At 68.6% G+C, this 24,294-nt stretch carries 19 protein-coding genes; all 19 read right to left on the bottom strand.

The window, feature by feature from the left end; translation table 11 throughout:
- The 19 genes from EO141_RS04675 to fliJ all read right to left on the bottom strand — a co-directional run bounded on the left by EO141_RS04675 (position 1) and on the right by fliJ (position 24,293).
- Positions 1 to 627 carry a protein phosphatase CheZ gene (locus tag EO141_RS04675; protein WP_104585132.1) on the bottom strand — a complete coding sequence of 209 codons (627 nt, stop codon included), beginning with the start codon at positions 625 to 627 and terminating at the stop codon, positions 1 to 3.
- On the bottom strand, positions 627 to 1,019 hold the full coding sequence (gene cheY / locus EO141_RS04670; protein ID WP_002813536.1) for a chemotaxis response regulator CheY: 393 nt from the start codon (positions 1,017 to 1,019) through the stop codon (positions 627 to 629). The genes EO141_RS04675 and cheY overlap by 1 nt, the downstream gene beginning before the upstream one ends.
- 35 nt (positions 1,020 to 1,054) lie before the next feature.
- Positions 1,055 to 1,822 (bottom strand): RNA polymerase sigma factor FliA, encoded by a 768-nt coding sequence (locus tag EO141_RS04665; protein ID WP_047125417.1) that lies wholly within the window; start codon positions 1,820 to 1,822, stop codon positions 1,055 to 1,057.
- On the bottom strand, positions 1,819 to 2,703 hold the full coding sequence (locus EO141_RS04660; protein WP_047125416.1) for a MinD/ParA family protein: 885 nt from the start codon (positions 2,701 to 2,703) through the stop codon (positions 1,819 to 1,821). Before EO141_RS04660 ends, EO141_RS04665 begins: the two co-directional genes overlap by 4 nt.
- Entirely contained in the window at positions 2,690 to 4,372 is a 1,683-nt protein-coding gene (gene flhF, locus EO141_RS04655) for a flagellar biosynthesis protein FlhF (protein ID WP_127168615.1), read from the bottom strand. The genes EO141_RS04660 and flhF overlap by 14 nt, the downstream gene beginning before the upstream one ends.
- A 1,017-nt stretch (positions 4,373 to 5,389) precedes the next feature.
- Complete coding sequence (gene flhA / locus EO141_RS04650) at positions 5,390 to 7,462, bottom strand: flagellar biosynthesis protein FlhA (RefSeq protein WP_181108620.1); 2,073 nt, start codon at positions 7,460 to 7,462, stop codon at positions 5,390 to 5,392.
- A gap of 17 nt (positions 7,463 to 7,479) precedes the next feature.
- Positions 7,480 to 8,610, bottom strand: a complete 1,131-nt coding sequence (flhB, locus tag EO141_RS04645) for a flagellar biosynthesis protein FlhB (RefSeq protein WP_104585136.1) — start codon at positions 8,608 to 8,610, stop codon at positions 7,480 to 7,482.
- A gap of 373 nt (positions 8,611 to 8,983) precedes the next feature.
- The gene (locus tag EO141_RS04635) at positions 8,984 to 11,071 is read right to left on the bottom strand and encodes an EAL domain-containing protein (protein ID WP_047125413.1); all 2,088 of its coding nucleotides are present in this window, start codon (positions 11,069 to 11,071) and stop codon (positions 8,984 to 8,986) included.
- A gap of 306 nt (positions 11,072 to 11,377) precedes the next feature.
- Positions 11,378 to 14,299, bottom strand: a complete 2,922-nt coding sequence (locus EO141_RS04630) for a ligand-binding sensor domain-containing diguanylate cyclase (protein ID WP_127168614.1) — start codon at positions 14,297 to 14,299, stop codon at positions 11,378 to 11,380.
- A gap of 404 nt (positions 14,300 to 14,703) precedes the next feature.
- The gene (locus EO141_RS04625) at positions 14,704 to 17,655 is read right to left on the bottom strand and encodes a ligand-binding sensor domain-containing diguanylate cyclase (protein ID WP_164739060.1); all 2,952 of its coding nucleotides are present in this window, start codon (positions 17,653 to 17,655) and stop codon (positions 14,704 to 14,706) included.
- A gap of 119 nt (positions 17,656 to 17,774) precedes the next feature.
- On the bottom strand, positions 17,775 to 18,566 hold the full coding sequence (fliR, locus tag EO141_RS04620; protein ID WP_053051291.1) for a flagellar biosynthetic protein FliR: 792 nt from the start codon (positions 18,564 to 18,566) through the stop codon (positions 17,775 to 17,777).
- 13 nt (positions 18,567 to 18,579) lie between these two features.
- Entirely contained in the window at positions 18,580 to 18,849 is a 270-nt protein-coding gene (locus EO141_RS04615; protein WP_005917968.1) for a flagellar biosynthetic protein FliQ, read from the bottom strand.
- Between the two features lie 384 nt (positions 18,850 to 19,233).
- Positions 19,234 to 20,079 carry a flagellar type III secretion system pore protein FliP gene (gene fliP / locus EO141_RS04610; protein ID WP_039521458.1) on the bottom strand — a complete coding sequence of 282 codons (846 nt, stop codon included), beginning with the start codon at positions 20,077 to 20,079 and terminating at the stop codon, positions 19,234 to 19,236.
- A gap of 1 nt (position 20,080) precedes the next feature.
- On the bottom strand, positions 20,081 to 20,488 hold the full coding sequence (gene fliO / locus EO141_RS04605; RefSeq protein WP_104582709.1) for a flagellar biosynthetic protein FliO: 408 nt from the start codon (positions 20,486 to 20,488) through the stop codon (positions 20,081 to 20,083).
- Positions 20,485 to 20,823, bottom strand: a complete 339-nt coding sequence (gene fliN, locus EO141_RS04600; protein WP_104648690.1) for a flagellar motor switch protein FliN — start codon at positions 20,821 to 20,823, stop codon at positions 20,485 to 20,487. The genes fliO and fliN overlap by 4 nt, the downstream gene beginning before the upstream one ends.
- Positions 20,820 to 21,833 (bottom strand): flagellar motor switch protein FliM, encoded by a 1,014-nt coding sequence (gene fliM / locus EO141_RS04595; protein ID WP_104582707.1) that lies wholly within the window; start codon positions 21,831 to 21,833, stop codon positions 20,820 to 20,822. The genes fliN and fliM overlap by 4 nt, the downstream gene beginning before the upstream one ends.
- 10 nt (positions 21,834 to 21,843) lie before the next feature.
- A complete protein-coding gene (locus EO141_RS04590; RefSeq protein ID WP_180496968.1) occupies positions 21,844 to 22,392 on the bottom strand; it encodes a flagellar basal body-associated FliL family protein in 549 nt (182 codons plus the stop codon).
- Between the two features lie 165 nt (positions 22,393 to 22,557).
- Positions 22,558 to 23,841 carry a flagellar hook-length control protein FliK gene (locus EO141_RS04585; RefSeq protein WP_127168613.1) on the bottom strand — a complete coding sequence of 428 codons (1,284 nt, stop codon included), beginning with the start codon at positions 23,839 to 23,841 and terminating at the stop codon, positions 22,558 to 22,560.
- The gene (fliJ, locus tag EO141_RS04580) at positions 23,838 to 24,293 is read right to left on the bottom strand and encodes a flagellar export protein FliJ (protein WP_104582704.1); all 456 of its coding nucleotides are present in this window, start codon (positions 24,291 to 24,293) and stop codon (positions 23,838 to 23,840) included. The genes EO141_RS04585 and fliJ overlap by 4 nt, the downstream gene beginning before the upstream one ends.
- Position 24,294: the final 1 nt, after the last annotated feature.

The raw sequence follows: 24,294 nt of genomic DNA, 5'->3' as shown, positions 1-24,294 counted from the left end.
TTACAGCCCCAATCCGGACAGCAGGTCATCGGCGTCGTCCTGCGACACCGCGTGACGGTCCAGGCCCTTGACTGCAGGACCGGCAAGACCGCCGTCGTCTTTCTTCGGCTCTGGATTCTTCGGCGGCAGGCCGAGTGCACCGAAGCCCTCGTGCACGCGCCGCACGATGCCGGCCACGCGACGGATGATCTGCCCGCTCAGGTCCTGGTAGCTCTGCGCCAGTGACAGCTCGGTCAGGTTGTGGCGCATCTTGTCCATCAGCGCGCCCTGGTCCTGATTGAGTCCACCGTCGCGTAGCTGGTTGGCCAGCTCGCGGCATTCCTCGACCAGATCCAGCGTGCGATGGCTGGCCTTCTCGGTCATCTCCACCACGTGGTCCAGGCGCGAACACGCATCGTCCAGCTCGCCGGCTTCCTCGGGCACGGTGGGCAACTCGCCCAGCGCCTGGCCGAGTTCGCGCGCAAGCCGGCTCAGGCCCTGCATCATCGGGCGCGTGCGCAGGGCGGCGAGGTGGTCGACCTCGCGCTTCCACGCAGCTTCGTCACCGCTTTCCAGTGCATCGAGCGCGCCCTGCAGGCGGTCGATCAACGCGGCGCGTTCGGCATTGGTGTCCACGGTGGCGTTCATCAGGCGGTCGCCGCCAGACGTTCGAACACCTTGCCCAGCTTCTCTTCCAGCGTCTGCGCGGTGAACGGCTTGATGATGTAGCCGTTCACGCCGCACTGGGCCGCTTCGATGATCTGCTCGCGCTTGGCTTCGGCGGTCACCATCATCACCGGCAGGTGCTTGAGCTTGGCGTCGGCGCGGATGTTGCGCAGCAGGTCGATGCCGGTCATGCCGGGCATGTTCCAGTCGGTGACCACGAAATCGAACGGGCCGGCCCGCAACGCTGCCAATGCGCTGTTGCCGTCTTCGGCCTCTGCGGTATTGGTGAAGCCAAGATCGCCCAACAGATTCTTGACGATGCGCCGCATCGTCGAGAAGTCGTCCACGATCAAAATCCGCATGTTCTTGTTCACATCAAGCTCCTAACACTAAAAAATACGCGAAAAAATCATTCGTCAATTTCGACACCGGCATCGGCCAGTTCGAAGACCTTGAGGCGGCCGCGCAGACGCACCACCGCCTGGCCATGGATCTGGCACACGCGCGATTCGCTGACACCGAGCACGGCGCCGATTTCTTTCAGGTTCAATTCCTGTTCGTAGTACAGCGACAGCACCAGCTGCTCGCGCTCGGGCAACTGGCCGATGGCCTTGCCCAGCTCGCGGCCGAACTCGCCGCGCTCCATCATCTGCTGCGGATTGGGGCCACCCTTGGCGGTGGTGTCCAGCTCGCCGTGATCCTCGATCCGCGACTCCAGGCTCAGCACCTGGCCGCGGGCGGCATCTTCCATCAGACGCAGGTAGTCCGGCAGCGGCATCTCCATCGCGGCGGCCACCTCGGTGGCGGCGGCGGCGCGGCCGGTGTGCTGCTCGATCTTGCGCACGGCCGCGGCGGCATCGCGTGCGCGGCGGTGCACCGAGCGTGGCACCCAGTCGCCGCGCCGGATCTCGTCGATCATCGAGCCGCGGATGCGGATCGAGGCGTAGGTCTCGAACGAGGCGCCCTGCTCGGAATCGTAACTGCGCGAGGCTTCGATCAGGCCGATCATGCCGGCCTGGATCAGGTCGTCCACTTCCACGCTCGCCGGCAGGCGCGCGGCCAGATGGTGGGCGATGCGGCGCACCAGGTCGGCGTGCTGGGTGACGATGTCGTTGGCGTTGTTGCGCTGCACGGCACGGTACTGCGCGGTGGCCGTGGTTGCGGTAGCGGTGCTCATGCGGCCACTCCCCGTTGGATGATGCGTTCGACGAAGAATTCGACGTTGCCGCGGGACACGGTCGGGGCCTGCCAGCGCGAGGTACGGCGAGCGATTTCTGCAATGGCCTGCGCCGACGGACTGGCGGGGTAGGCCTTGATGACCGGTTGCTGGCGCTGTACCGACAGGCGCAACCAGTCGTCCTGCGGCACGTGGCCGAGGTAGTTCAGCGACACGTCGCCGAGGAATTTTTCGCAGACCCGCGACAGCTTGTCGTACAGCAGGCGGCCTTCGTTGGGGTCGCGCACCATGTTGGCGATGATCTGCAGGCGGTCCACGCCGCGTTCGCGCGAAAGCACCTTGATCAGCGCGTAGGCGTCGGTGATCGAGGCCGGCTCGTCGCAGACCACCACCACGGTGTCCTGGGCGGCCTGGCAGAAGGTCAGCACGCTGTCGGTGATGCCGGCGGCGGTGTCGATGACCATCACGTCCAGGTCGCGCTCCAGTTCGGAGAACACGTTGACCAGGCCGATGTGCTGGGCCGGGGCCAGTTCGGCCATGTGGCGGCGACCGGAGGCGGCCGGGACCACCAGCACGCCGCCGGGGCCTTCGATGATCACCTCGTCCAGCGTGCAGCGGCCGGCGATCAGGTCGGCCAGGGTGTACTTGGGCGACAGGCCCAGCACCACGTCCAGATTGGCCAGGCCCAGGTCGGCGTCCAGCAGCAGGGTGCGCTTGCCCATGTCGGCCAGCGCCACGGCCAGGTTGGCGGAGATGTTGGTTTTGCCCACGCCGCCCTTGCCACCGGTCACGGCAATGGTGCGCACCGGGCCCAAAGGCTCGGGACGGGTCGCCGACAGGGGGAAGGCGTTGGTCAGCTTGGCGTATTCACGCGACTGCATGGTTGTGCTCCGGAGTACAGGGCTTATCGGCAGCGCGCCGCAAATCTTCAAGGCGAAGAACGAGACTGGCGGCATTGGCGCGGTGCAGGTCGTCGGGGACCCGCTGTCCGTCAGTCACCCAGGTGATGGGCATTTGGTGATCGACGACGACCGACAGCGCACTACCGAAGCGGCCGGTCTCGTCAAGTTTGGTCAGCACCACGCCCTGGGGCTTGGCGTGGGCGAAGCGGCGCACGACCTCGTCGAGGTCGGAAAAGTGCGCATTGGCAGGCAGCACCAGCAGCGAGGTGACCTGGTGCGCGGCGCGCAGCCAGTTCAGCTGCGCGGCCAGGGCGCGGTCGCGCTGGCCCATGCCGGCGGTGTCGATCAGCACCAGCTTGTAGTCGCGCAGGCGCTCGAGCAGTTCCAGCAGGCTCTCGGCGCTGTCGGCCTCGTGCACGGCGATGCCGAGCTGACGGCCGTAGCTGTGCAGCTGCTCGCGGCCGCCGACGCGCTGGGTGTCGGTGGTGACCAGGGCCACGTCGCGCGGGGCGTGCTGGGCAGCGAAGCGCTGCGCCAGCTTGGCGATGGTGGTGGTCTTGCCGGCACCGGTCGGGCCGACCAGGGCGATCACGCCGCCGCGTTCCAGCGGGTCGACCGGGGCCACCGGCAGGCGCTTGGACAGCAGGCCCAGCATCAGCCCGCGGCCGCGGTGCAATTCGGTATCGGCCGGGATCTGCAGCGCCACATCGCGGATCAGGCCGGCGTCGAAGCCATAGTCGTCCATCAGCTCCAGGGCCTGCGCACGCACCGGTGAGCCGCGCAGGCGCTCGTCGGTGAGGCGGTTCATCTCGCGCTCGATCATCTGCCGCATCAGCGCCAGCTCGCCGCGCAACTGCTTGAGTTCTTCGTCGTTCTGCGGCGCCGGGACGGCGGCGGCCGGCACCGCGGCCAGCGCCGGCGGGGCGGCCACCAACGGCGGCAACGCGGCCGGCGGCAGGATCTGCGGCAGCGCGTCCAGGTCGAAGTCGGCGTCGTCGGCCAGCGCGTCTTCGTCCTGGTCGTAGCCGGCCTGCACAGGGGCCGCGGCGGCGGCCATGATCGGCGTCGGCGCCTGCACCGGGGCGGCCTGCACGGCGGCGCGCTGCACCGGGGCGGTGGTCAGGAAGTCGGCAAACAGTTGTTCCGGCACCGCCGACAACGCGTGCTCCTGGCGCGGCGCGGCGGACACCGCAACGGCGCGGGCCAGGGCCTGGGCGGCGGGCGAGGGGACGGCGGCGGTACGGACCGGTGCGGCGACCGGGGCCTGACGCGGCACGTTGACCGGCTGGCGCAGCGCCATCGCGGCGATCATGTCTTCGGCGGCGCTGGCAACACGCTGGCGCTGGCTCGTACCGGCATCGGCGGCCGGCGTGAGCGGTGCGTGGACCGGCGCGGCCGCGGCTTGCGGGGCCGGGGCCTGCTGGGCAGGTGCCGACGGGATCGGCGCGGCGGCAACCGCCGGCGTCTCGGAGCGGGCGGTTTCCAGGGCGCGCTGCACGAGTTCTTCGTCGTAGTTGCTGGCAGCGACGATCTCGATGCCTTCGGCGGTACGGCGATTGGACAGGATCACGGCGTCCGGGCCGTGTTCTTCACGCACCATGCGGAATGCGGTGCGCATGTCCGGGGCAACGAAGCGTTTGATTTTCATGCCAAGTGCCTCCAGGAACGGGACCCGCCGGACGCCGGACGGGTGCGCGATGAATGTGGGTGCGTTGCCAGCGTCATGAGGTGCCTGTCCCGTTCGGTTGTTCCAAGTGCTGCTCTCGCCCCGCAGCGGTGACGCTGGCTGCGGTCTCGCCAGAGCTAATGCATGCGGTGTGCCAAAACGCGGTGCCAGGGTTCCGGCGCGGGACCCTGGCCGGTCGGGGTGGGGCGGCGGCTGTCCGTCTGGTCCGGATTGGGGAGTTCAAGTCAATGGATTGATTGACTTTTCTCCGGCCCGGCATGGTGTTGACATTGCCCGTGCGGGCGGATGCGCTGGCGGTGCGGGCGCCGGGACTGCAGTGCCCGGAACGTCTCGACACGGCCGGCGGCGTGCAATCGATTGGATGGCCGGACCGGTGGCGGCTTTCCGACGCCGGGTGTGGCGGTCGGTCTGAACGCGGTGCCGGTCGGCGTGGCGGACGCGCAACGGCCTGACGATTTCGTAGGAGCGCACCCGGGCGCGACGGGGCTGTCCCGGTAACGCCGGTCGCGCCCGGGTGCGCTCCTACAGGGGTGTCCTGGTTTGCGGCATGCCGTCGGCTACCCGGCGCGTCGTAGGAGCGCACCCGGGCGCGATGGGGCTGTCCCGGTAAGGCCCGTCGCGCCCAGGTGCGCTCCTACAGGGGTGTTCTGGTTTGCGACATGCCGTCGGATTGCTCGGCGCGTCGTAGGAGCGCACCCGGGCGCGACGGGGCTGTTCCGGTAACGCCGGTCGCGCCCAGGTGCGCTCCTACAGGAGTGTCCTGGTTTGCGGCGTGCCGTCGGATACCCGGCGCGTCGTAGGAGCGCACCTGGGCGCGACGGGGCTGTCCTGGGAAAGCCCCTCGCGCCCAGGTGCGCTCCTACAGGGGTGTTCTGGTTTGCAGCGTGCCGTCGGATACCCGGCGCGTCGTAGGAGCGCACCTGGGCGCGATGGGGCTGTCCCGGGAAAGCCCCTCGCGCCCGGGTGCGCTCCTACGCCTTAGCTGATTGTGCCGACCAGCTTCAGGCGCTTGTCTTCGGGCACTTCGCTGTAGGCCAGTACCGACAGGCTCGGCACGCTGTGGCGGACCAGGCGGGCCAGCGCGGCGCGGACCTGGCCGGGCACCAGCACCACCGCCGGTTCGTTGCGGGCTTCCTGCTTGCCGACGCAGTCGGCCAGGCTCTGGTGCAGGCGCTCGGCCAGGCCGGGTTCCAGCGCCACGCCGTTGCCGTGGGTGGATTCCTGCAGCACGCGCTCCAGCTGCGGGGCCAGCGTGTAGACCGGCAGCTCGGCCGACATGCCGGCGATCTCCTGCACGATGAAGCGGCCCAGCGAGGTGCGTACTGCGGCGGTGAGCGTGGTCGGGTCCTGGCTGTGCGGGGCGTGTTCGACCAGCGCTTCGACGATCTTGCGCAGCTGGCGCACCGGGATGCGCTCGATCAGCAGGTTCTGCAGCACGCGCACCACCACCGACAGCGGCAGCGCCTTCGGCGTGAGGTCCTCGACCATCTTCGGCGCGGTCTTGGCCAGGGTCGCCAGCAACTGCTGCACTTCCTCGTGGCCGAGCAGTTCCGGGGCGTGTTCGCGGATCAGGTGCGACAGATGGGTGGCGACCACGGTGGCCGGGTCGACCACGGTGTAGCCCATCGATTCGGCATAGGCGCGTTGATGCGGCTGGATCCAGGTGGCATCCAGGCCGAACGCCGGGTCCTTGCCGGGAATGCCGTCGAGCTGGCCGAGCGCACCGCCCGGGTCCAGCGCCAGTTCGCGGTCGGGATAGATCTCAGCGGTGGCCACCGGCACGCCGTGCACCAGCAGCCGATACGCGTTGGCCGACAGCTCCAGGTTGTCGCGGATATGCACCGGCGGCACCAGGAAGCCGATGTCCTGGGTGAGCTTGCGGCGCACGCCCTTGATGCGCGCCATCAGTTCGCCGCCCTGGTTCTTGTCCACCAGCGGAATCAGCCGGTAGCCCACTTCCAGGCCCAGCGGGTCGATCGGGCGCAGCTCGTCCCAGCTCAGCTCGGAGCTGGCCTGGGCGGCGGTGGCCGCCGCGGCGGCCTTGGGGTCGGTGGCCGGGTCGCCGGTCGGCGGGATGACCAGGCTGCGCTTGTACATTTTCCAGGCGATCACGCCCAGGATCAGGCCCAGCGTCAAAAACGCGACGTTGGGCATGCCCGGCACCAGGCCGACCAGGCCCAGGATGGCCGCGGCCACCGCGAGGGCGCGGTGCTGGCCGAACACCTGGCTGATCATGGCGCCGCGCATGTCCTGCGCGCGCGAGGCGCGGGTCACCAGCAGGGCCACCGAGGACGACACCAGCAGGGCCGGCAGCTGTGCCACCAGGCCGTCGCCGATCGACAGCAGGGTGTAGGTGGAGGCGGCATCGACAAAGCTCATGCCGTGCTGGAACATGCCCACCGCCATGCCGCCGATCAGGTTGATGAACAGGATCAGGATGGCGGCGATGGCGTCGCCGCGGATGAACTTGTTGGCACCGTCCATCGCACCGTAGAAGTCGGCTTCCTCGCGGACTTCCTCGCGGCGGGCCTTGGCTTCCTCGCGCGTCAGCAAACCGGCGTTGAGGTCGGCGTCGATGGCCATCTGCTTGCCGGGCATGGCGTCCAGGATGAAGCGGGCGGTCACTTCCGACACGCGCCCGGCACCCTTGGTGATGACCACGAAGTTGATGATGGTCAGGATCGCGAACACCACGATGCCCACGGCGTAGTTGCCGCCGATGACGAACTGGCCGAACGCCTCGATCACCTTGCCGGCCGCGGCATGGCCGTCCTGGCCGTTGATCAGGATCACGCGGCTGGAGGCCACATTCAGCGCCAGCCGCAGCATCGTGGTCATCAACAGCACGATCGGGAAAATGGTGAATTCCAGCGGGCGCTGCACGTACACCACCGCCAGCAGCACCATCAGCGAGATGGCGATGTTGAAGGTGAACAGGGCATCCAGCACCGGTGCGGCCAGCGGCACCATCAGCATGGCCAGCATGGCCATCAGGGCCAGTGGCGCGCCCAGGCCGTTGCGCAGCAACTCCATGATGCGCCGGGCGTTCATCGGGGCGGGTTGGGCGCTCATGCGCTGGCTCCCTTGCCGAACTCATCCACGTCCAGCGACGGCAATTCCGGCATCGGGCCGCCGTTCCAGCCACGCAGCTGGTAGACGTAGGACAGCACCTGGGCCACGACCGAATAGAGTCTCACGGGAATTTCCTTGCCAATTTGCGCTTCTCTATACAAGGCGCGTGCCAAAGGCGGGGCGGTGACGATCGCCACCCGGTGCTGTTCGCAGGCTTCGCGGATGCGGAAGGCCATTTCGTCCACGCCCTTGGCCACCACGATCGGGGCGCGCATCTTGCCGCCTTCGTACTTGAGCGCCACCGCATAGTGGGTCGGATTCATCAGCACCACGTCGGCCTTGGGCACCGCTTCCATCATCTGGCGCTGCGACATCTGCATCTGCATCTGGCGGATGCGGCCCTTGACCTCCGGGCTGCCCTCGCTTTCCTTCATCTCGCGCTTGATCTCTTCGCGGGTCATCTTGAGCTTCCGCAGCCAGTTCCACTTCTGGTACGGGGCGTCGATGGCGGCCAGCAGCACCAGCGCGCCTGCGGTGTAGAACAGCAGGCTCTTGGTGAAGTCCAGGCCGTTGCCCACGGCCTGTTCCAGCGGCTGGTTCACCAGCGAGCGCAGGCCGTGCAGGCCCTTAGAGATGCACAGGCTGGCGGCCAGGCCGACGAACAGCAGCCGCAGCACCGACTTGACCAGCTCGGCCAGGCTGTTGCTGCCCCACATGCGCTTGATCCCGTTGGCCGGGTTGAGCTTGGTGAGGTCGGGCATGATCGCCTTGCCGGAAAACCGCAGCCCGCTCATCAGCAACGGGCCGGCCAGGCCGGCGGCCAGGCAGATGCCGATCAGCGGCAGCATCACCCACAGCAGTTGCAGCAGCAGGTCGCCGAAATGGCCGAACAGCGCCATCGGGTTTTCACGCATCTTCGGGTCCGGGCTGAGCGCGGTCTTCATCCACACGCTGGCGCCATCGCCGATGCCGCGGGCCAGGGCCATCAGCGCGAACACGCCGGCGCCGAACACCGCAGCGGTGGACAACTCGCGCGATTGCGGGATGTTGCCCTGCTCGCGGGCTTCGCGCAGGCGTTTTTCGGTGGGAAGCTCTGTGCGTTCGCCGCCGTCTTCGGACTCGGACATGGAGATGCCGGTGGGGGATCAGCCTGGTCTCATGCAAGCTGCGTTCCAGATGGTGGCCGGGAATCGGGAATCGGGATTAGGGAATCGGAAGAGCAGCGGCCGTGCGTGGAGCCGCTGGCGGGGTGTTGTGGCTGGTGGTGAGCAAGCGCACGCCGGGCTCTGTGGATGGCGCTGCCATCGCGGTAGATCGCCCCGCCTGCGCGCCTGCGACGGCTGTTGCAGTTGGAAGGCGCGCAGGTCGCCGCGTGCGCGGGGGAGGGCCGCAGACATGAAATGGGGGGCGGCGGACCAGTGCAGGCTGGTGCTTGGCTTGGTTGGCGGGTCAGAGATTGATGGCAGATGCCGGGGCGGCGGTCGTTTTGACGCCTTTCGCTTAACCGGTCGGGCGAGTTGCGCCGTCGCGTTGGGCGACCACCACCGCGATGAAGTGCTCGGCGTCCATCGGCCGGCCCAGCAGATAGCCCTGCAGCTGGTCGCAGCCCAGCCGTTCCAGGGTGTTGCGCTGGGCGGCGGTCTCCACGCCCTCGGCCACCACCTGCAGGCGCATGGTGTGCGCCAGCGCCACCACCGCGGCGACGATGGCGATGTCTTCCGGGCCGTTGTCCAGGGCCTGCACGAAGCTGCGGTCGATCTTGAGTTCGTGCGCGGGCAGCTTGCGCAGGTACATCAGGTTGGAATAGCCGGTGCCGAAGTCGTCGATGGCGATGCGCACGCCCAGCGTGTTGAGCTGGCCGAGCGTGCGCAGGCAGGCTTCGGCATCGCGCATGGCCATGCTCTCGGTGATTTCCAGGGTGAGCTGGGCCGGTGGGATCGCGTAGTCGGCCAGGGTGGTGGCCACCTCGTCCAGCAGGCTGGGCGAGGCCAGTTGCGTGGCCGACAGGTTGACCGCCACGCGCCAGTGCCCATGTCCGGCCTCGCGCCAGTCACGCATCTGCCGGCAGGCCTGCTGCAGGACCCAGCTGCCGAGCGGGCCGATCATGCCGCTGCGCTCGGCCAGCGGGATGAAGCTGTCCGGCGGCACCAGGCCGCGCTCGGGGTGCTGCCAGCGGATCAGCGCCTCGGCACCGATCGGGCGGCCGTCGTCGGCGCAGTACTTGGGCTGGTAATGCAGGACGAACTGGCCCAGTTCCAGCGCACGCGGCAGATCCTGCAGCAGCTGCAGGCGTTCGCGGGTGGTGCCGGTCATCGAGCGCTCGAAAAAGCTGTAACGATTGCGCCCGGCCTGCTTGGCGTGACGCATCGCCGCATCGGCATGGGTCATCAACTGGTGCTCGCTGCCGGCATCCTCCGGATACAGCGCAATGCCGACACTGCTGCTGAGGCGTAATTCCTGGTTGGCGACCAGGAACGGCACCGCCAGTGCCTGCAGCAGATGCGCGGCGATCGCGGCGGCATCCTCGGGGTCGGCGATGGCCGATACCAGCACGAACTCGTCGGCACCCAGCCGCGCCAGGCTGCCGTGGGCGCGCCGGTGTGCACGCATGCGCTCGGCCACCGCCACCAGCAACTGGTCGCCGAACGGGTGGCCGTAGCCATCGTTGATCGCCTTGAATCCATCCAGGTTGATCAGCATCACCGCAAAGCGTTGCCCGTCGCGCTGGGCGCGGTCGATGCCCTGCAGCACGTGCTCGTGCAGCAGCACGCGGTTGGGCAGGCGGGTGAGCGGGTCGTACAGGGCCGCCTGCACCAGCTCGGCATTGGCCTGCGCCAACGACGCGGAGAGCACGTCGGTGCGTTGCTGGAACCGCCGCGACAGTACCGAGATCACCAACGCCAGCGCCAGCAGCGCCAGCGTGACCAGCACCACCACGGCCGCCAGCCAGGGCAGCGGCAGGTGCGCACCGGCCGCCGCACCGCAGAGGCTGCCGGGCGCGAACCGCGCGGCCGCCATGCCGGTGTAATGCATGCCCACGATCGCCACGCCCATGATCATCGCCGCGATCAGCCGCAGGCTGTAGCGGCGGCCGCCGTGGCGCAGCCGGAAGGCGATCCACAACGCCGCTGCCGAGGCGCCGATGGCGATGAGGATGGACAGCCCGAACAGCAGCGGGTCGTAGCTGATGGCCGGGGACATGCGCAGCGCGCCCATGCCGATGTAGTGCATCAACGCAATGCCCAGCCCCATCAGCACCGCACCCAGGCCCAGCCGCGGCCACGGCAGGTTCGCACGCGAGGTCAACCACAGCGCCAGGGCTGCGGCCAGAATCGCCGCCAGCATCGACCAAGTGGTCAGCGCCAGGTCGTAGCCCAGCGGAATCGGCAGGCGAAACGCCAGCATGCCGACGAAGTGCATCGACCAGATGCCGATGCCCATCGCCACCGCGCCGCCCATCAGCCAGGCCACGGCATCGCTGCCACGACTGGCCGTCACACGTGCGGCCAGATGCAGCGCGGTATAGGAGGCCAGCACGGCCACCACCAGCGACAGCATCACCATGCCAGGGTTGTAGGTTCCGACCACCCATCCACTTCCAGCGCCGAAGGACGCGCTTGCTCAAGCACGTAGCGACCCCGGGCGCCAGTTCTTGAGCGCCTGCGGGCAGCCAGAAGCGATCCAACGCGCATGCGCTGATCGGCCTGGCGCGGGCGGCAGGCGATGCGGTGATGTGGCGCGTCAGCCATGCAGTTTCTGCGCAAGGCGACGATGCTGCCGCACCTGTGATCGGCAGGCGGGTCGGCGTCACTGCACGCGTGGGTGCCGTGTATCGGAAGCAGGATCCGTACGTGGGTGTCGAACCGACCTACGCCCGAGCGGCAACGCGCATGCTCATGCCACCGACGATTCGGGCTCTTCCGGTTCGATGCGATTGCGGCCATGCCGCTTGGCGCGGTACAGCGCTTCGTCGGCACGCGCCAGCAGCGTGGCGGCGTTGTCGCCGCTCCGGAACCAGGCCACGCCCACCGAACAGGTCACCTGCAGCGGCCGGGTGGTGCCGACCTCGTACGGTGCCAGGCTGAGCTTTTCGTGGATGGCGCGCAGCCGGTGCTGGCTGTGCCGCGACATGCCCGGCAGCAGCAACAGCAGTTCCTCGCCGCCATAACGGCCCACCCTGTCCGAGTCACGCAGGCAGCTGGTCAGGCGCGCACCCACCTTGGCCAGCACCGCATCGCCGACCAGGTGCCCGTGCTGGTCGTTGACCAGCTTGAAGTGGTCCAGATCGATCAGCACCACCGCCAGCGGATGGCCGCCGTGCGCGCAGGCCTGCAGTTCTTCGGCCATGGCGTCGAGCACGCCGGAGCGGTTGAGCAGGCCGGTCAGGGCATCGTGGCTGGCCTTCAGAGCCAGCGCTGCGCGCGCGCTTTCCAGGTCGCGTTTTTCGTGTTCCAGCTGGTAGGTGCGCTCGGCCACCAGTTCGGCGAGCATGCGCTCGCGTGCAACCAGATGGCGATGCCGCCAGCGCCACAGGCCGGCCAGCAATGCGCTGCCGATCAGCACATACAACGCGATCGCCGGCGGGCTGCGCCACCACAGCGGCGCCACCGCAAACGCCAGCTCGGCGATCGGCGAGGCCGTGCGGCGGTAGCGGTCCAGGACCTGCACCTGCAGGCGGAAATGCCCGGAGGGCAGCGGCGGTTGGTCGATCGACAGGTCCTCGCTCTGGATCCATGCGTCGTGCAGGCCGCGCAGGCGGTAACGCACCGTCAGGCGGCTCGGGTCGTCGTACACCTCCATCGTGGACAGCTCGATATGCAGCGGCTTGTCGCTCCAGCCCAGCAACTGGCCTTGCTGCACCGGTACGCCGCCGCGGCTGACGCTGTCGATGCGCACGCTGGGCTGGCGCGCATCGAACAGCTGCGCCGGATCCAGCAGATGACTCACGCCGCGCGAGGTGCCGATCCAGACCGATCCATCCGGATCCTCGGCGAAGGCCGCTTCGGAGATGTCGTCCCACAGCAGGCCCTGCGACTGCGACAGATGCGCCCAACGCTCCCCGTCGTAGACCTCCACGCCGCGTGCGTGTCCCACCCAGACCCTGCCGAGGCTGTCGCCACGCATCAGGTAGACGCCGACCTCGCGCAGCGCTTCGTCGCTGATCGCCTGCAGGTCCAGCCGGTCGCCCAGCAGCATGCCGTGCCAGAGACCGGGCCGATAGAACGCCAGCCACACCTCGCCGCCATCGCTGATGTGGAATTTGCTGATCCACGGGTCGGACGTGCCGCCGTTGACCAGCACCTCGACCCTGGACCAGCGCGCGCCCTGCAGGCGGAACAGGCCGTTGGCGGTGGACACCCACAGCGTGCCGTTGGCGGTCTGCTGGATGTCGGTGTAGGCGATCGTGGGCATGTCGGCGACCGCTTCCATCGTGCCGCCTTCCAGCGGGCGCCGGATCACGAACAGCCCGCCCGCGCTGAGCATCCACATCCGCCCCTGCCGGTCGATCAGCAGGCGGCGCGCGGTACGCGGCAGCTTGGCGACCTGGGTACTACGGCCATCCGGCCAGGTGCGGCGCAGGAAACCTGCCGAATTGAGCGTCCACAGGCTGCCGTCGGCACTGCGTTGCATGCCAATGATCTGGATCCCGGAGGCCGGCAAGGCCGGAACGAACCGCCCCGCGGGATCGGCCTGGCGGCCGGCACCGTGTTCGTTGCCGACCAGCAGCGCCCCCTGCGCGTCGCGGGCGATCGACCAGGTGGGGGCGGCCGGCATGCCTTGCGAGGCGTCCCAGTTCTCGATCCATTCGTAGCCGGCCCAGCGCACCAGGCCTTCGCCATCGACGGTCATCCAGACATCGCCATCGCGGTCCACCAGGATCGCGTCGCTGCTGCCGGGCGGCAGCCCGTTGCCGGCACCGAAGCTGCGCCAGCGGCCGTTTTCCCAGCGCGCCAGACCGTCGTTGCGGCGGACCAGCACGCGCCCTTCGCGGTCCAGCACCAACGGCGCCTGTCGCCCGATGGTGCTGCCATCGAGCAATGGCAGCGGCCGCACACTGAATCTGCTTGCGCCCGGCGCGCGATACAGCAGGTTGCCGGTGCCACGCACCCACAGTGCGCCGTCATGGTCGCGCAACACGCTGTACCAGCGATCTTCCGGCACGCCCTGGTCCGGCCCGTAGACCTGCACCTTGCGCTGCGCATCGATGGCGCACAGCCGCCTGGCGCAGCCGGCCCACAAGGTGTCGCCTTCCGCCGACAGGCTCAGCACCTTGGCCAGTTCGGGCACGCGCACCCGGGTGGCGGTGTCCAGCAACGGTTCGCTATGCCAGCGGCCATTGCCGCGTGCGCTCAACCGCTCCAGCGTGCCGCCATTGGCCAGCACCGTGCCCCAGGAGGGACTGGCCAGCAGCATGTCTTCCTGCAGATGTTCGGCCTCATCGGGGGCCAGCTTGCGGAAGCCGTGCTCGTCGCCGACAAACAGCGCCTGGAAGCCGGCCACCCACAGCCGCCCGTCGGCGGCTTCGCTCATCGAGGCAATCGGTTCGTTGCGCAGGCCATCCAGCTCGACCTGCTGGAAGCTGCGCCCGTTGTAGCGATACAGGCCGCTTTCGGTGCACACCCACAACAGCGTGGTGCGGGTCTGCAGCAGGCAGGTGCCGGCAAGCCCGAGCAGGCCCTGGTCGTGGGCATAGCGACGAATGCTCGCGCTCTGCGCGGCAGCCAGATCGGCCAGCAACAGCAATCCCAGCAGCAGCACCGCCAGCAACGGTGCACACCGGTGTGACGACCTGCATTGGCGGTACTCAGACCCCACGGGCGTTGCACTCTCCCACGCGTCGACCTGCGTGCTCCGCGCCCTTCGCGCGGGTGTCTCACGCTTGCCATGGGCGGCCCCCATCGTAGGCCGCAGTAAACCGACTAGCGGCTGTTCACGTGTGTTTCTTTAATGCGTGAGCAGGCATGGTGGCGTGATTGCGCAGCGGGCACCGCCATATAAGTGGCCTGTTGTTCCCGAACCGCGCACTGTCGCTGCAGGCGCCATCACGCAGATTGCTTGATGCCGGTTGCGCAACGGCTGCGTGCTGCCCGCGCCCAGGCCTCCATTGGGCAGCAGACATGGCGTTGTCGGCGATGCGTCGGTAAGGCGCGCTGCGTGCCCCGGCCGGTTTGCAGATCCCAGCATTGGCACTGCTTTTCAGCTTGCGTGGCAATGCAGGTTCAGCCGTTGGCCGCCGCGTGGTAGGCCACCTGGTCGTAATCGATGCGGTTGCGTCCACTGCGCTTGGCGCGATAGAGCGCGGCGTCGGCCCGGGCCAGCAGTTGTTCCAGGGTTTCGCCCGGCTGGAACCAGGCCACGCCCACCGAACAGGTCACCGGCAAGCCGCCGCCATCGATGGGGTAGTCGCCGCAGATGCCGCGATGCAGCGCCTGCAGGCGATGGCTGGCCTCGGCACCGAGCCCCGGCAGCAGCGCCAGCAATTCCTCGCCGCCGTAGCGGCCGATGCGGTTGTCGCCGCGCACCAGCGTATCCAGGCGCCGGCCGACCTCGGCCAGCACCGCATCCCCGGCCAGATGGCCATGCAGGTCGTTGACCAGCTTGAAGTGGTCCAGGTCGATGAGCGCCACCGCCAGCGGCTGCGCGCTGGTATCGGCATGGGCCAGCATGCCGCGCAGCGCGTGCAGGATGCCGGCGCGGTTGAGCAGCCCGGTCAATTCGTCGTGGGTGGCCTTGAGCGCGAGTTCGGCGCGCGCCGCTTCCAGCTCGCGCTTGTCCTGCTCCAGCTCGGCGGTGCGCTCGGCCACCAGCTGCTCCAGCTCGCGCTTGCGTCGCAGCAGCTTGCGCGTGCGCCAGCGCAGCAACGCAATCACCGCCGCAATGCCCAGCAGCACGTAGCCGGCCATTGCCGGGGCGCCGCGCCACCACGGTGGGCGCAGCACGAAAGGCAGCCGCGCCACCGGGCTGGCGCTACGCTGGTAGGCGTCCAGCGCCTGTACTTCCAGCGTGTAGGCGCCGGGTGGCAACAGGGGATAGGTGAGGTGGCTGAGCGAGGTCGTGGTCCAGCGGGCCTGGTGGCCCTCCACCCGGTAGCGGAAGCCGATGCGGTCCGGGCCGCCTTCGGCGCCGGGTGCGCTGATGTCCACATCCAGCGGCACCTGCGACCAATCGACCTGTGTCCCCGCGGTGATCGCCTGGTTGCCACGCCGCACGCGCAGGATGTCCGCGCGCAATGGCGGTGCGGCGAACACGCGCAACGGATCGATCAGATGGGTGGCGCCGCGACTGCTGCCGAGCCAGATGCTGCCATCCACGTCCTCGAAGAATGCATTGGCCGACATGTCGTCCCACAACAGGCCCTCGGTGCGCGTGGCCCGCGACCAGTGGCCGTTTTCCAGCATGTCCAGGCCCTGGCTGCTGCCCAGCCACAGCCGGCCCTTGCGGTCGTGGCGCAGGATGAACGGCATCACCCGCGCCACCAGCGGGTCGTCGACCGCGCGCAGCGCCAGCACGCCATCGGCCTGCAGGCAGCCATGCCACAGCCCGGTATCGCGCAGCGAGATCCACAGCTCGCCATCGGGGGCAAAATCGATCAGGAAGAAATCCTGGCTGGGCAGCGCGCCACGCACCTGCACGCGTTGCCAGGTGCCGTCCGCCCGCCGGTTGTACAGCCCCTCGCGGGTACTGGCCCAGAGCCGGCCCCGGGGATCGAGATCGACATCGCCTATGAACGCGGCCGGCACGCCCGCATCGCGGGTGGCCTGATACGGCGCGCCCGGCGGCATGTGATACAGGCCGCGCGGCGTGGTGATCCACAAGGTGCCGGTGGCGTCGAACAGCAGCTTGTTGATCGGCAGGCCCAGCTGCAGCACGTCGACGGTCCTGCCGCTGTGCGGATCGCGCCGCGCCAGTGCGCCGGACGAGCGCGCCACCCAGGCCGCGCCGTCTGCCGGCGAGAGCGCCATGGAGATCGACTGCAGCAGCGGCTGCCCGTCGTCCAGCGTCCAGGGTTGCATGCGGCCGCTGCGCGGATCCAGCATGTTGGAGCCGGCATCGCCGCCGACCAGCAGTTCCCCGCTGGGCAGGCGCTGGATCATCCAGGTCGGCGCTTCTGCCAGCCCCTGCTGCTCGTCCCAGTGCTCGATGTTGCCGTAGCCCAGCCAGCGCTGTACGCCCAGGCCGCGGGTGCCGATCCACAGCTGGCCGGTGCTTTGCATCATCAGCGGGCCGACCATCGGGCTGATCGGCAGCCCCTGGTCATGGCCGAAATAACGCCAGTGATCGCCTTCCCAGCGCACCAGGCCGCGATCGGAACGCGTCAGCAGGCGGCCCTGTGCGTCTTCGGACAGGGTGGTGGCCGCCGAGAGCGTGTCGAAGCTGGTGCCTGCCGGTGCCGCATGACTGCGGAATACGCGCTCGCCCGGCGCACGCGCCAGCACCAGGCCACCGCCACGCAGCCACACGGTGCCCTGGTGGTCGCGGAAGATCGCCCGCCACTGCCGCTCCGGCACACCGTCGGCTTGCCCGAGCAGCTCGCTGCGCCCGTTCGCGTCGATCCGGCAGACGTGCTGTCCGCAGCTGGTCCATAGCGCCGTGCCATCGGCCAGCAGTGCCTTGCCGGCGGGCAGGGAGGTGCCATCGGCCAGCTGCAACGGCAGCGGGCGCACCGACCAGCCGCCCGTGCGCTCCGGCGACAGGCGCAGCAAGGCGTTCTCGCTGACCACCACCATGCCGTCGGCGTAGGCGGCCAGCACGTTGCCGCTGTCGGCGCGGATCGGTTTGCCGTCATGCAGGAGTTGCACGAATGCGCCGCCGTCGCGGACGAACACGCCGTTGGCACTGGCCACCCAGAGCCGTCCTGCCGCATCCAGCGCCAGTGCACGGATGTAGCGCGCATCCAGGCCGCTTTCCTGGCCGACCGGTATGAAGCTCTCGCGCTCGAAGCGGTGCAGGGCCAGCTCGGTGCCCACCCAGACCACGCCCTGGCGGTCTTCGAGCAGGCTGTTGACGGTCATGCCCTGCAGGCCATCGGCCTGGGCGTAGTCGCGGAAGCTGTAGGTCTGTGCCTGGGCGTGCCCGCACACCGCCAGCCCCAGCATCCAGACGCAGGCCCGGGCCCACCAGTGGCCGCCTCGTGACGCAATCGGAGCGAACAGCGCAGACACGTTGGGCATCGGTTCCCGCGGGCGTTGGCGTGGGGTGAGTGATGGCGACTGGCGGTATCAATCGTCCTGTGGCGTTGACGGCTGGCCAGGGCGAAACTTGAGTCAGTTCACAGTTACGGATGTGCCCGCTAGGCGGTCAGTTCCCTGGCGGCGTCGAAGGCGGTATCGAACATGCGCTGCACGGGCGGGGCGAATTCGCTGGCGAAACTGGACAGCAGGAACAGCCCCAGCAACACCGTCAACGGCAGGCCCAGCTGCATCGGATTCAACGCCGGCGCGGCCTTGGCCAGCGCACCGAAGGCCAGGTTGACCGCCAGCATCGCCACCATCATCGGCAATGCCAGGGTGAGCCCGCCGCGCAGGATCTGCAGAAACAGGGTGGGCGCCACTTCCGCGAATGCGGCGGCGTCGGGGATGGCGGTGCCGATCGGCAGGGCCTTGTAGCTGTCCACCAGCAGCGCGATCACCGCAAGATGGCCGTTGGCCGCGAAGAACAGCAAGCCGAATCCCAGGTAGAACCACTGCGCGATCACCCCGGAGGTCACCCCGCGCAGCGGGTCGGACATCTGCGCGAACGACAGGCCGGTGGACTGCGACACCAGCTCGCCGGCCATCGCGCCGGCCTCGAAGATCAGCTTGAGCATGAAGCCCATGCTGGCGCCTACCGCCAGCTCACGGGCGACGCTGAGCACCGCCTGCGCGGTGAATCCGTCCCAGTCCGGCACCGGCGGCAGCAGCGGCGCCAGCACCATCGACAAGGTGCCGGCCAGCATCACCCGTACCCGTCCCGGCACCGCGCGCGTGCCGATCAACGGCATCGCGGTCAGCAACGCACCGGTGCGCAGCATCGTCCACATGATCGCCCCGACCATCGCGAACGCGCGCTGGCCGTCGATCACCATCTGGGTGGCAGCATCCATCCGCGCTGGTCCGCTAGCCGATCAGATGCGGAATGCGCTGGAACAGCGCAATGGTGAACTCCACCAGATGCCCCAGCAGCATGCTGCCGGTGGCGAACAAGGTGGCCGTCAGCGCGACCGCCTTGGCCACGAAGGCGATGGTCGGTTCGTTCAACTGGGTGGCGGCCTGCACCACACCGATCACGACACCGACGACCAGCACCGCCAGCAACATCGGTCCGGCAATCCACAGGACGGTGACCAGGCCACCACGCAATTCGGTCAGGGCGATTTCAGGGCTCATGGGTGTGGTGATGCAAGTGGGGTGCCAAAGGGAATGGGATTGGGGAATCGGGAATCGGGAATAGGGAATCGGGAATCGGGAATCGGGAATCGGGAGGAGATTTGAGCTGTGCGACGGGTATGGGCTGACGAAGGTGCGGTCTGCAGAAGCTCGCCCCTCTCCAGCGGGAGAGGGGTTGGAGTGAGGGTGCGAGGCGAAGCCACGCGTGTTGGGTGGTTCGGCTGGCGCATTGCTCAGCTGTGCGCTTCGGCCGCTGTTGGCTGCACTGGCTATCGCGGTCGTTGTTTGCTCTGCGGTAGCGTCGGCGTTTGCTGCTCGGCCTTGGGCGACGCCGGCAAACCGGGTAGACACGCCGGCGGGGCGGCGCGCATGCAGACCGCGCGGCTACGACGCGTTGAAGCTCGCCGCCAATGTGCCGACCACCAGCACCCAACCGTCCACCAGGATGAACAGCAGGATCTTGAACGGTGCCGAGATCAGCATCGGTGACAGCATCATCATGCCCATCGACATCAGCACGCTGGCGACCACCAGATCGATGATCACGAACGGAATGAAGATCAGAAAGCCGATCTCGAACGCGGTCTTCAGCTCGCTGGTCACGAACGAGGCCACCAGCACCGGGAACGGCACCGCGTCCGGGCCGGCGTACTTGCCGTCGCCGGCCATGCCGGCGAAGGTCATCAGGTCGGTCTCGCGGATCTGCGCCAGCATGAAGGCGCGCAGCGGCTGGGTGGTCAGCGTCCAGGCAGTCTGGAAATCGATCTGGTTGTTGAGGTACGGCGACAGCCCGGCGCCCCACATCTTCTGCCACACCGGCATCATCACCAGCGCGGTCAGGAACATCGACAGCCCCAGCAGCACCTGATTGGACGGGGTCTGGCCGGTGCCCAGTGCCTGGCGCAGCAGGCCGAGCACGATGGTGATGCGGGTGAAGGCGGTCAGCACCAGCAGCATCGACGGCAGCAGGGTGATTGCCGTCATCAGCAGCAGGGTCTGCAGCGGCAGGCTCACCGGCTGGTCGCCGATGCGGCCGACGCTGACATTGGGCAACGATGGCAGCTGATTGGCGCCGGCCGGAGCGGCCGCCGGCGCTGCGGCGGGAGCGGCGGCCTGGGCCATGGCCGGCAATGCGGCAGGCGTGGCCGCGGCCAGCAGCGGGCAGCTCATCACCAGCAGGATCAGCACCAGGCGGAGGCTGCGCCCCCAGCGATTCCAACGACTCAACATGTCACGGGTCCTTGCGCAGCTTCTGTGCCAGCAGCTGGGCGAAATTGGGAAGTTGCTTGAAGTTGGGCAGGGTGGGGGCGGGCGCGGGCGGCAGCGGTTCGGACAGGGTGTGCAAGGTGTTGATGCCGCCGGCGGTGACGCCCAGCAGCAATTGCTGGCCGTTGACCTCCACCACCACCACGCGTTCCTTGGCACCCACCGCCAGGCTGGTCACCACGCGCAGGCCCTCGGTATTGCGGAAACCGCTGCCGGGCATGCGCTTGAGCAACCAGCCCAGGCCGACGATCAGCGCGAGCACCAGCAGCAATGCAAAGACCGCGCCAAACAGGCTGGGCGAGGACGGCGCCTGCGCGCCGACCTGGGTGGCCTTGGCCGCGACCGGCGCGGCAGCGGCCAGCAGGCCGATCACCGCAGCCTCCGGATCCGTTCGCTGGGGCTGACCACGTCGGTCAGGCGGATGCCGAAGCGGTCGTTGATGACCACTACTTCGCCATGCGCGATCAGGGTGCCGTTGACGTACACGTCCAGCGGTTCGCCCGCGCCGCGCTCCAGCTCCACCACCGAGCCCTGGTTGAGCTGCAGCAGGTTGCGGATCGGGATGCGCGCGCGGCCCACTTCCAGCGACAGCGTCACCGGCACGTCCAGGATGACGTCCAGGTTGAGGTCGGTGGCATTGTTGTCGTGCTCGGCCTGCAGGCTGTCGAAGGTGGCGGGCGCGGCGTCGAGGGTGTCGGAGTTGATCATTTGCTGGAGTCCTGGGAGGGAACGGCGCGTGGGGCTTGCACGCCGGGCGGGCGTACGGCGGTGATCTTGACGGCGTTGTTGCCATTGGACACGCCGAATTCGCCGGTGAACAACGGGATGTCTTCCACGCACAGCGGCACCTGTGCGGGCAGGTCGATCGGCAGGATGTCGCCGACCTTCAGGCCGGTGAGCTGGCGCAGGCTCATGCGCTTGCTGGCCAGCACGCTGGACAGGGTCACCTCGGCGGTGTCCAGCTGCTCGCGCAGCATCACGTTCCAGGAGTCGTCGCGGTCGTTGCGGTCGCTCTGGATGCCGGCATCGAGCAGTTCGCGGATCGGCTCCAGCATCGAATACGGCAGGGTGATGTGGATCTCGCCGCCGCCGCCTTCCAGTTCGACATGGAAGCGGCACACCACCACATACTCGCGCGGGGTGACGATGTTGGCGAAATGCGGGTTGATCTCCGAGTTGATGTACTCGAAGTCCACTTCCATCACCGGCGCCCAGGCTTCCTTCAGGTCGGCGAAGGTCTGCTTGAGCATCAGCTGCACCACGCGCATCTCGGTGGCGGTGAATTCACGGCCTTCGATACGGGTGTGGTAACGGCCGTCGCCGCCGAAGAAGTTGTCCACCACGGTGAACACCAGCGTGGGTTCGAACACGATCAGGCCGGTGCCGCGCAGCGGCTTGAAGCGGATCAGGTTGAGGTTGGTGGGCACATACAGCGAGTGCATGTACTCGTTGAACTTGACCAGGTCGATGCCGCGCACCGACAGGTCGGCAGAGCGCCGGATCAGGTTGAACAGGCCGATGCGCCACAGCCGCGCGAAGCGCTCGTTGACCATCTCCAGGGTCGGCATGCGGCCACGGATGATGCGGTCCTGGCTGGACAGGTCGTACTGGCGCGCCTCGCCGGGCAGCGGCTCCGGCTCGGTGTTGACCGCACCCGAATCCACGCCATGCAGCAGGGCATCGATTTCGTCCTGGGAAAGCAGATCGCTGACGCTCATGGGGCAGGCCTTACTGGGTGACGAAACTGGTGAACAGCAGTTCTTCGACGCACTTCTTGCCGGTCTCGCCGGTCATGACCTTCTGCGCTTCGGCCAGGGCCGCCTTCTGCAGCTTCTGCTTGCCGACCAGGTCGGCCACATCGGCGGCCTTGACCTGCGACAGCAGCATCAGCAGATGCGCGCGGATGGCCGGGGCGTTTTCGGTGATCAGCTTGAGGTCTTCCGGATCGCGGGTGACCAGCTGCACTTCGACCTGCAGGTACTGCGGGCCGTCGCCGGGGTCGGCCAGGTTGACCACGATCGCCGGGTCCATCGGGAAGTACTGCGCGGGCTTGGGCACCTCGGCCACCTTGGGCGCGTCGTGCTTGCCGCCTTTCTCCTCGCCCTTGTGGCCGAAGAAGAACCAGGCGCCGCCGCCGGCCGCGGCCAGCACCACGACCCCGACGGCGATCAGCAGAAGTTTCTTGCCGCCCTTCTTCTTGTCGCCCTTGTCGTCTTTGTCTTCGGTCTTCTTGGGTTTTTCAGCGGCTGCCACAGTCTGCTCCAGGGGAATGCTCATCCAATGGATGCAATTGGCATGCCAATGACGCGACGGTTTCCTGGCGCACGTGCGGGTTCAACGACAAAACCCCCGCAAGCCTTGCGCTGCGAGGGTGGGTGGGCGGTGCCGGCATGTGCCGACATGCGGTTTTCGGCCGCGCCGGGACGTTCCCGGCGCGCGGGCTCAGGCGTAGGCGTCCAGCAATCCACGCTGGCGCAGCACCACCGACGGAATTCCGACGGGCGGGCTGTCGTCCAGGCTGAGGCCGTTGCCGTCGCTGCCGCCACCGTTGCGGTTGCCGGACTGGCTCTGCTGTTGCTGGCCGACATCGGCCTGGCCGAGCTGGAAGCCGTTCTGCCCGAGCATTTCGCGCAGGCGCGGCAGGCTCTGCTCCAGCGCCTGGCGCACGTCGGCATTGGCGGAGCTGAAGCTGGCATTGACCTTGTCGCCGTCCAGGTGCAGCCGCACCTCGACCGGACCCATCTCGTTCGGGGTCACCTTGATATGCGCATGGCCGATCTTCTGGTCGGCCAGCCAGCTCATGCGCGCGCCGATGGCGTCGTCGAAGCTGTCGCTGCCCATGTCCGGGGTCGGGGTGGGCGAGGCGCTGAACACCGGCGCCGGCTCCTGCAGGCGGCCGAGCGCGGTCGCGGTGGTGGTGGTTGGCAGCACGAACGCCGGGGCGTCCGGCGCGGCCGGGCCGGCGCTGTCGTCGGTGCCCGGGTCCAGCGCCTTGGTCGCCATGCTCATCAGCGCAGCCGCCTGGGCGTCGCCGCTCAAGGCGGTGACGGACGTGGGCTTGGCCCCGGCGGCGGCAGCCGGTGCCAGCGCGCCCAACGCGGGCAGGGCGGTGCCGGCGGTCGAGGGTGCAGCGGGGGCGGCCGCGTCGGTCGGCAGCGCGGTTGCGGTCGGCGTGGTGCCGGCGGCAGCGGTCACCCCGGCAGCCAGTGCCGCGGCCGCGGCGGCGAGTACATCGCCACCGGGCAGTGCCTGCGTCAGCAGGCCCATACCGAAGCCGCCCAGGCCCGGCGGTGGCCAGCCGGTGTCGGTGGCGGTGGCTGCGTCGGCTGGTGCGTCTTCGTCGTTGGTTGTGGGCTTGCCGGTCTTGGCGGAGGCGGCGGCGCTGCTGCCATCGGCGGCAGCCGGTTCCTTGGCGCCGGCCTTGGCGGCCTTGGCATCGCCGTCCTGCGCGCGCGGGCGTGCGGTGGCATCGCCGGGCGCATCGTCGCCGTGGTCGTCGTCGCTGCGCTGCCTGTCGGGCTGGCTGGGCTTGGGCGCGGCCTGCTTGGCCGGCACGCGCTCGGGCGCCTGCGGCGGGGCCTGGTTCGGCGTGTTGGCCGGGTTGAGCATGCGCGCGAACTGGTCCTGGCCGGCGTCCGGCTCGGACGAGGGATCGCTGTAGCTGGATTTCCTGCCGGTGCTAGCGAGGGCGCCGAGGCCGGCTGCAAAGGCGGACAAGGGGTTCATGCGGATTCTCCGTGGGTATCTTCGCTGCGGGCCAGGCGCGAACGACGCGCGCCGAGGTCGTCCATCTCACGCTGGTCGCGGCGTTCGATCACCTTGTTCTCCTGCGCGCGGTAGCTGGCGGCCAGCTGTTCCAGCACCTGCTTCTCGCGGCTGGCCAGCAGCAGCCGGGTGCGCTCGGCTTCCACCTTGTTGCGGTTGTTTTCCACCGTCTGTGCCTGCTGCAGCACCGCGCTGTCGAGCCGGTCCAGGAAGGCGCGGCGGTTGCTCAGTGCAGCGGCGCTGGTGCCGGCCATGTGGCTGTTGGCGTATTCCTCGGCGTAGCGGCGCAGCTCTTCCAGGCGCGACTGGTGGGTGTCCAGGGCGCGCTGACGCTCGGCCAGGTCGCGCGCCACCTTGTCTTCCTGTTCCTGGGCGCGGCGCAGCAGCGGGTCGATCCGTTTGGATTGCATCATG

It is taken from the genome of Xanthomonas sp. BRIP62415, assembly GCF_003993515.1.
Classification (GTDB): Bacteria; Pseudomonadota; Gammaproteobacteria; order Xanthomonadales; family Xanthomonadaceae; genus Xanthomonas; species Xanthomonas euroxanthea.
The sequence above is the reverse complement of the archived record's forward strand: the minus strand, read 5'-3'. Positions and strand labels throughout refer to the sequence as shown.

Excerpts from the sequence above, each read along its gene's own strand:
- flhF (WP_127168615.1), bottom strand. The coding sequence starts at position 4,372 with ATGAAAATCAAACGCTTCGTTGCCCCGGACATGCGCACCGCATTCCGC.
- EO141_RS04665 (WP_047125417.1), bottom strand. The coding sequence starts at position 1,822 with ATGAGCACCGCTACCGCAACCACGGCCACCGCGCAGTACCGTGCCGTG.
- EO141_RS04615 (WP_005917968.1), bottom strand. The coding sequence starts at position 18,849 with ATGAGCCCTGAAATCGCCCTGACCGAATTGCGTGGTGGCCTGGTCACC.
- flhA (WP_181108620.1), bottom strand. The coding sequence starts at position 7,462 with ATGAACGCCCGGCGCATCATGGAGTTGCTGCGCAACGGCCTGGGCGCG.
- fliP (WP_039521458.1), bottom strand. The coding sequence starts at position 20,079 with ATGTTGAGTCGTTGGAATCGCTGGGGGCGCAGCCTCCGCCTGGTGCTG.
- fliM (WP_104582707.1), bottom strand. The coding sequence starts at position 21,833 with ATGAGCGTCAGCGATCTGCTTTCCCAGGACGAAATCGATGCCCTGCTG.
- EO141_RS04625 (WP_164739060.1), bottom strand. The coding sequence starts at position 17,655 with ATGCCCAACGTGTCTGCGCTGTTCGCTCCGATTGCGTCACGAGGCGGC.
- EO141_RS04675 (WP_104585132.1), bottom strand. The coding sequence starts at position 627 with ATGAACGCCACCGTGGACACCAATGCCGAACGCGCCGCGTTGATCGAC.
- fliR (WP_053051291.1), bottom strand. The coding sequence starts at position 18,566 with ATGGATGCTGCCACCCAGATGGTGATCGACGGCCAGCGCGCGTTCGCG.
- EO141_RS04660 (WP_047125416.1), bottom strand. The coding sequence starts at position 2,703 with ATGCAGTCGCGTGAATACGCCAAGCTGACCAACGCCTTCCCCCTGTCG.
- EO141_RS04585 (WP_127168613.1), bottom strand. The coding sequence starts at position 23,841 with ATGAACCCCTTGTCCGCCTTTGCAGCCGGCCTCGGCGCCCTCGCTAGC.
- fliN (WP_104648690.1), bottom strand. The coding sequence starts at position 20,823 with ATGATCAACTCCGACACCCTCGACGCCGCGCCCGCCACCTTCGACAGC.
- fliJ (WP_104582704.1), bottom strand. The coding sequence starts at position 24,293 with ATGATGCAATCCAAACGGATCGACCCGCTGCTGCGCCGCGCCCAGGAA.
- flhB (WP_104585136.1), bottom strand. The coding sequence starts at position 8,610 with ATGTCCGAGTCCGAAGACGGCGGCGAACGCACAGAGCTTCCCACCGAA.
- EO141_RS04590 (WP_180496968.1), bottom strand. The coding sequence starts at position 22,392 with ATGAGCATTCCCCTGGAGCAGACTGTGGCAGCCGCTGAAAAACCCAAG.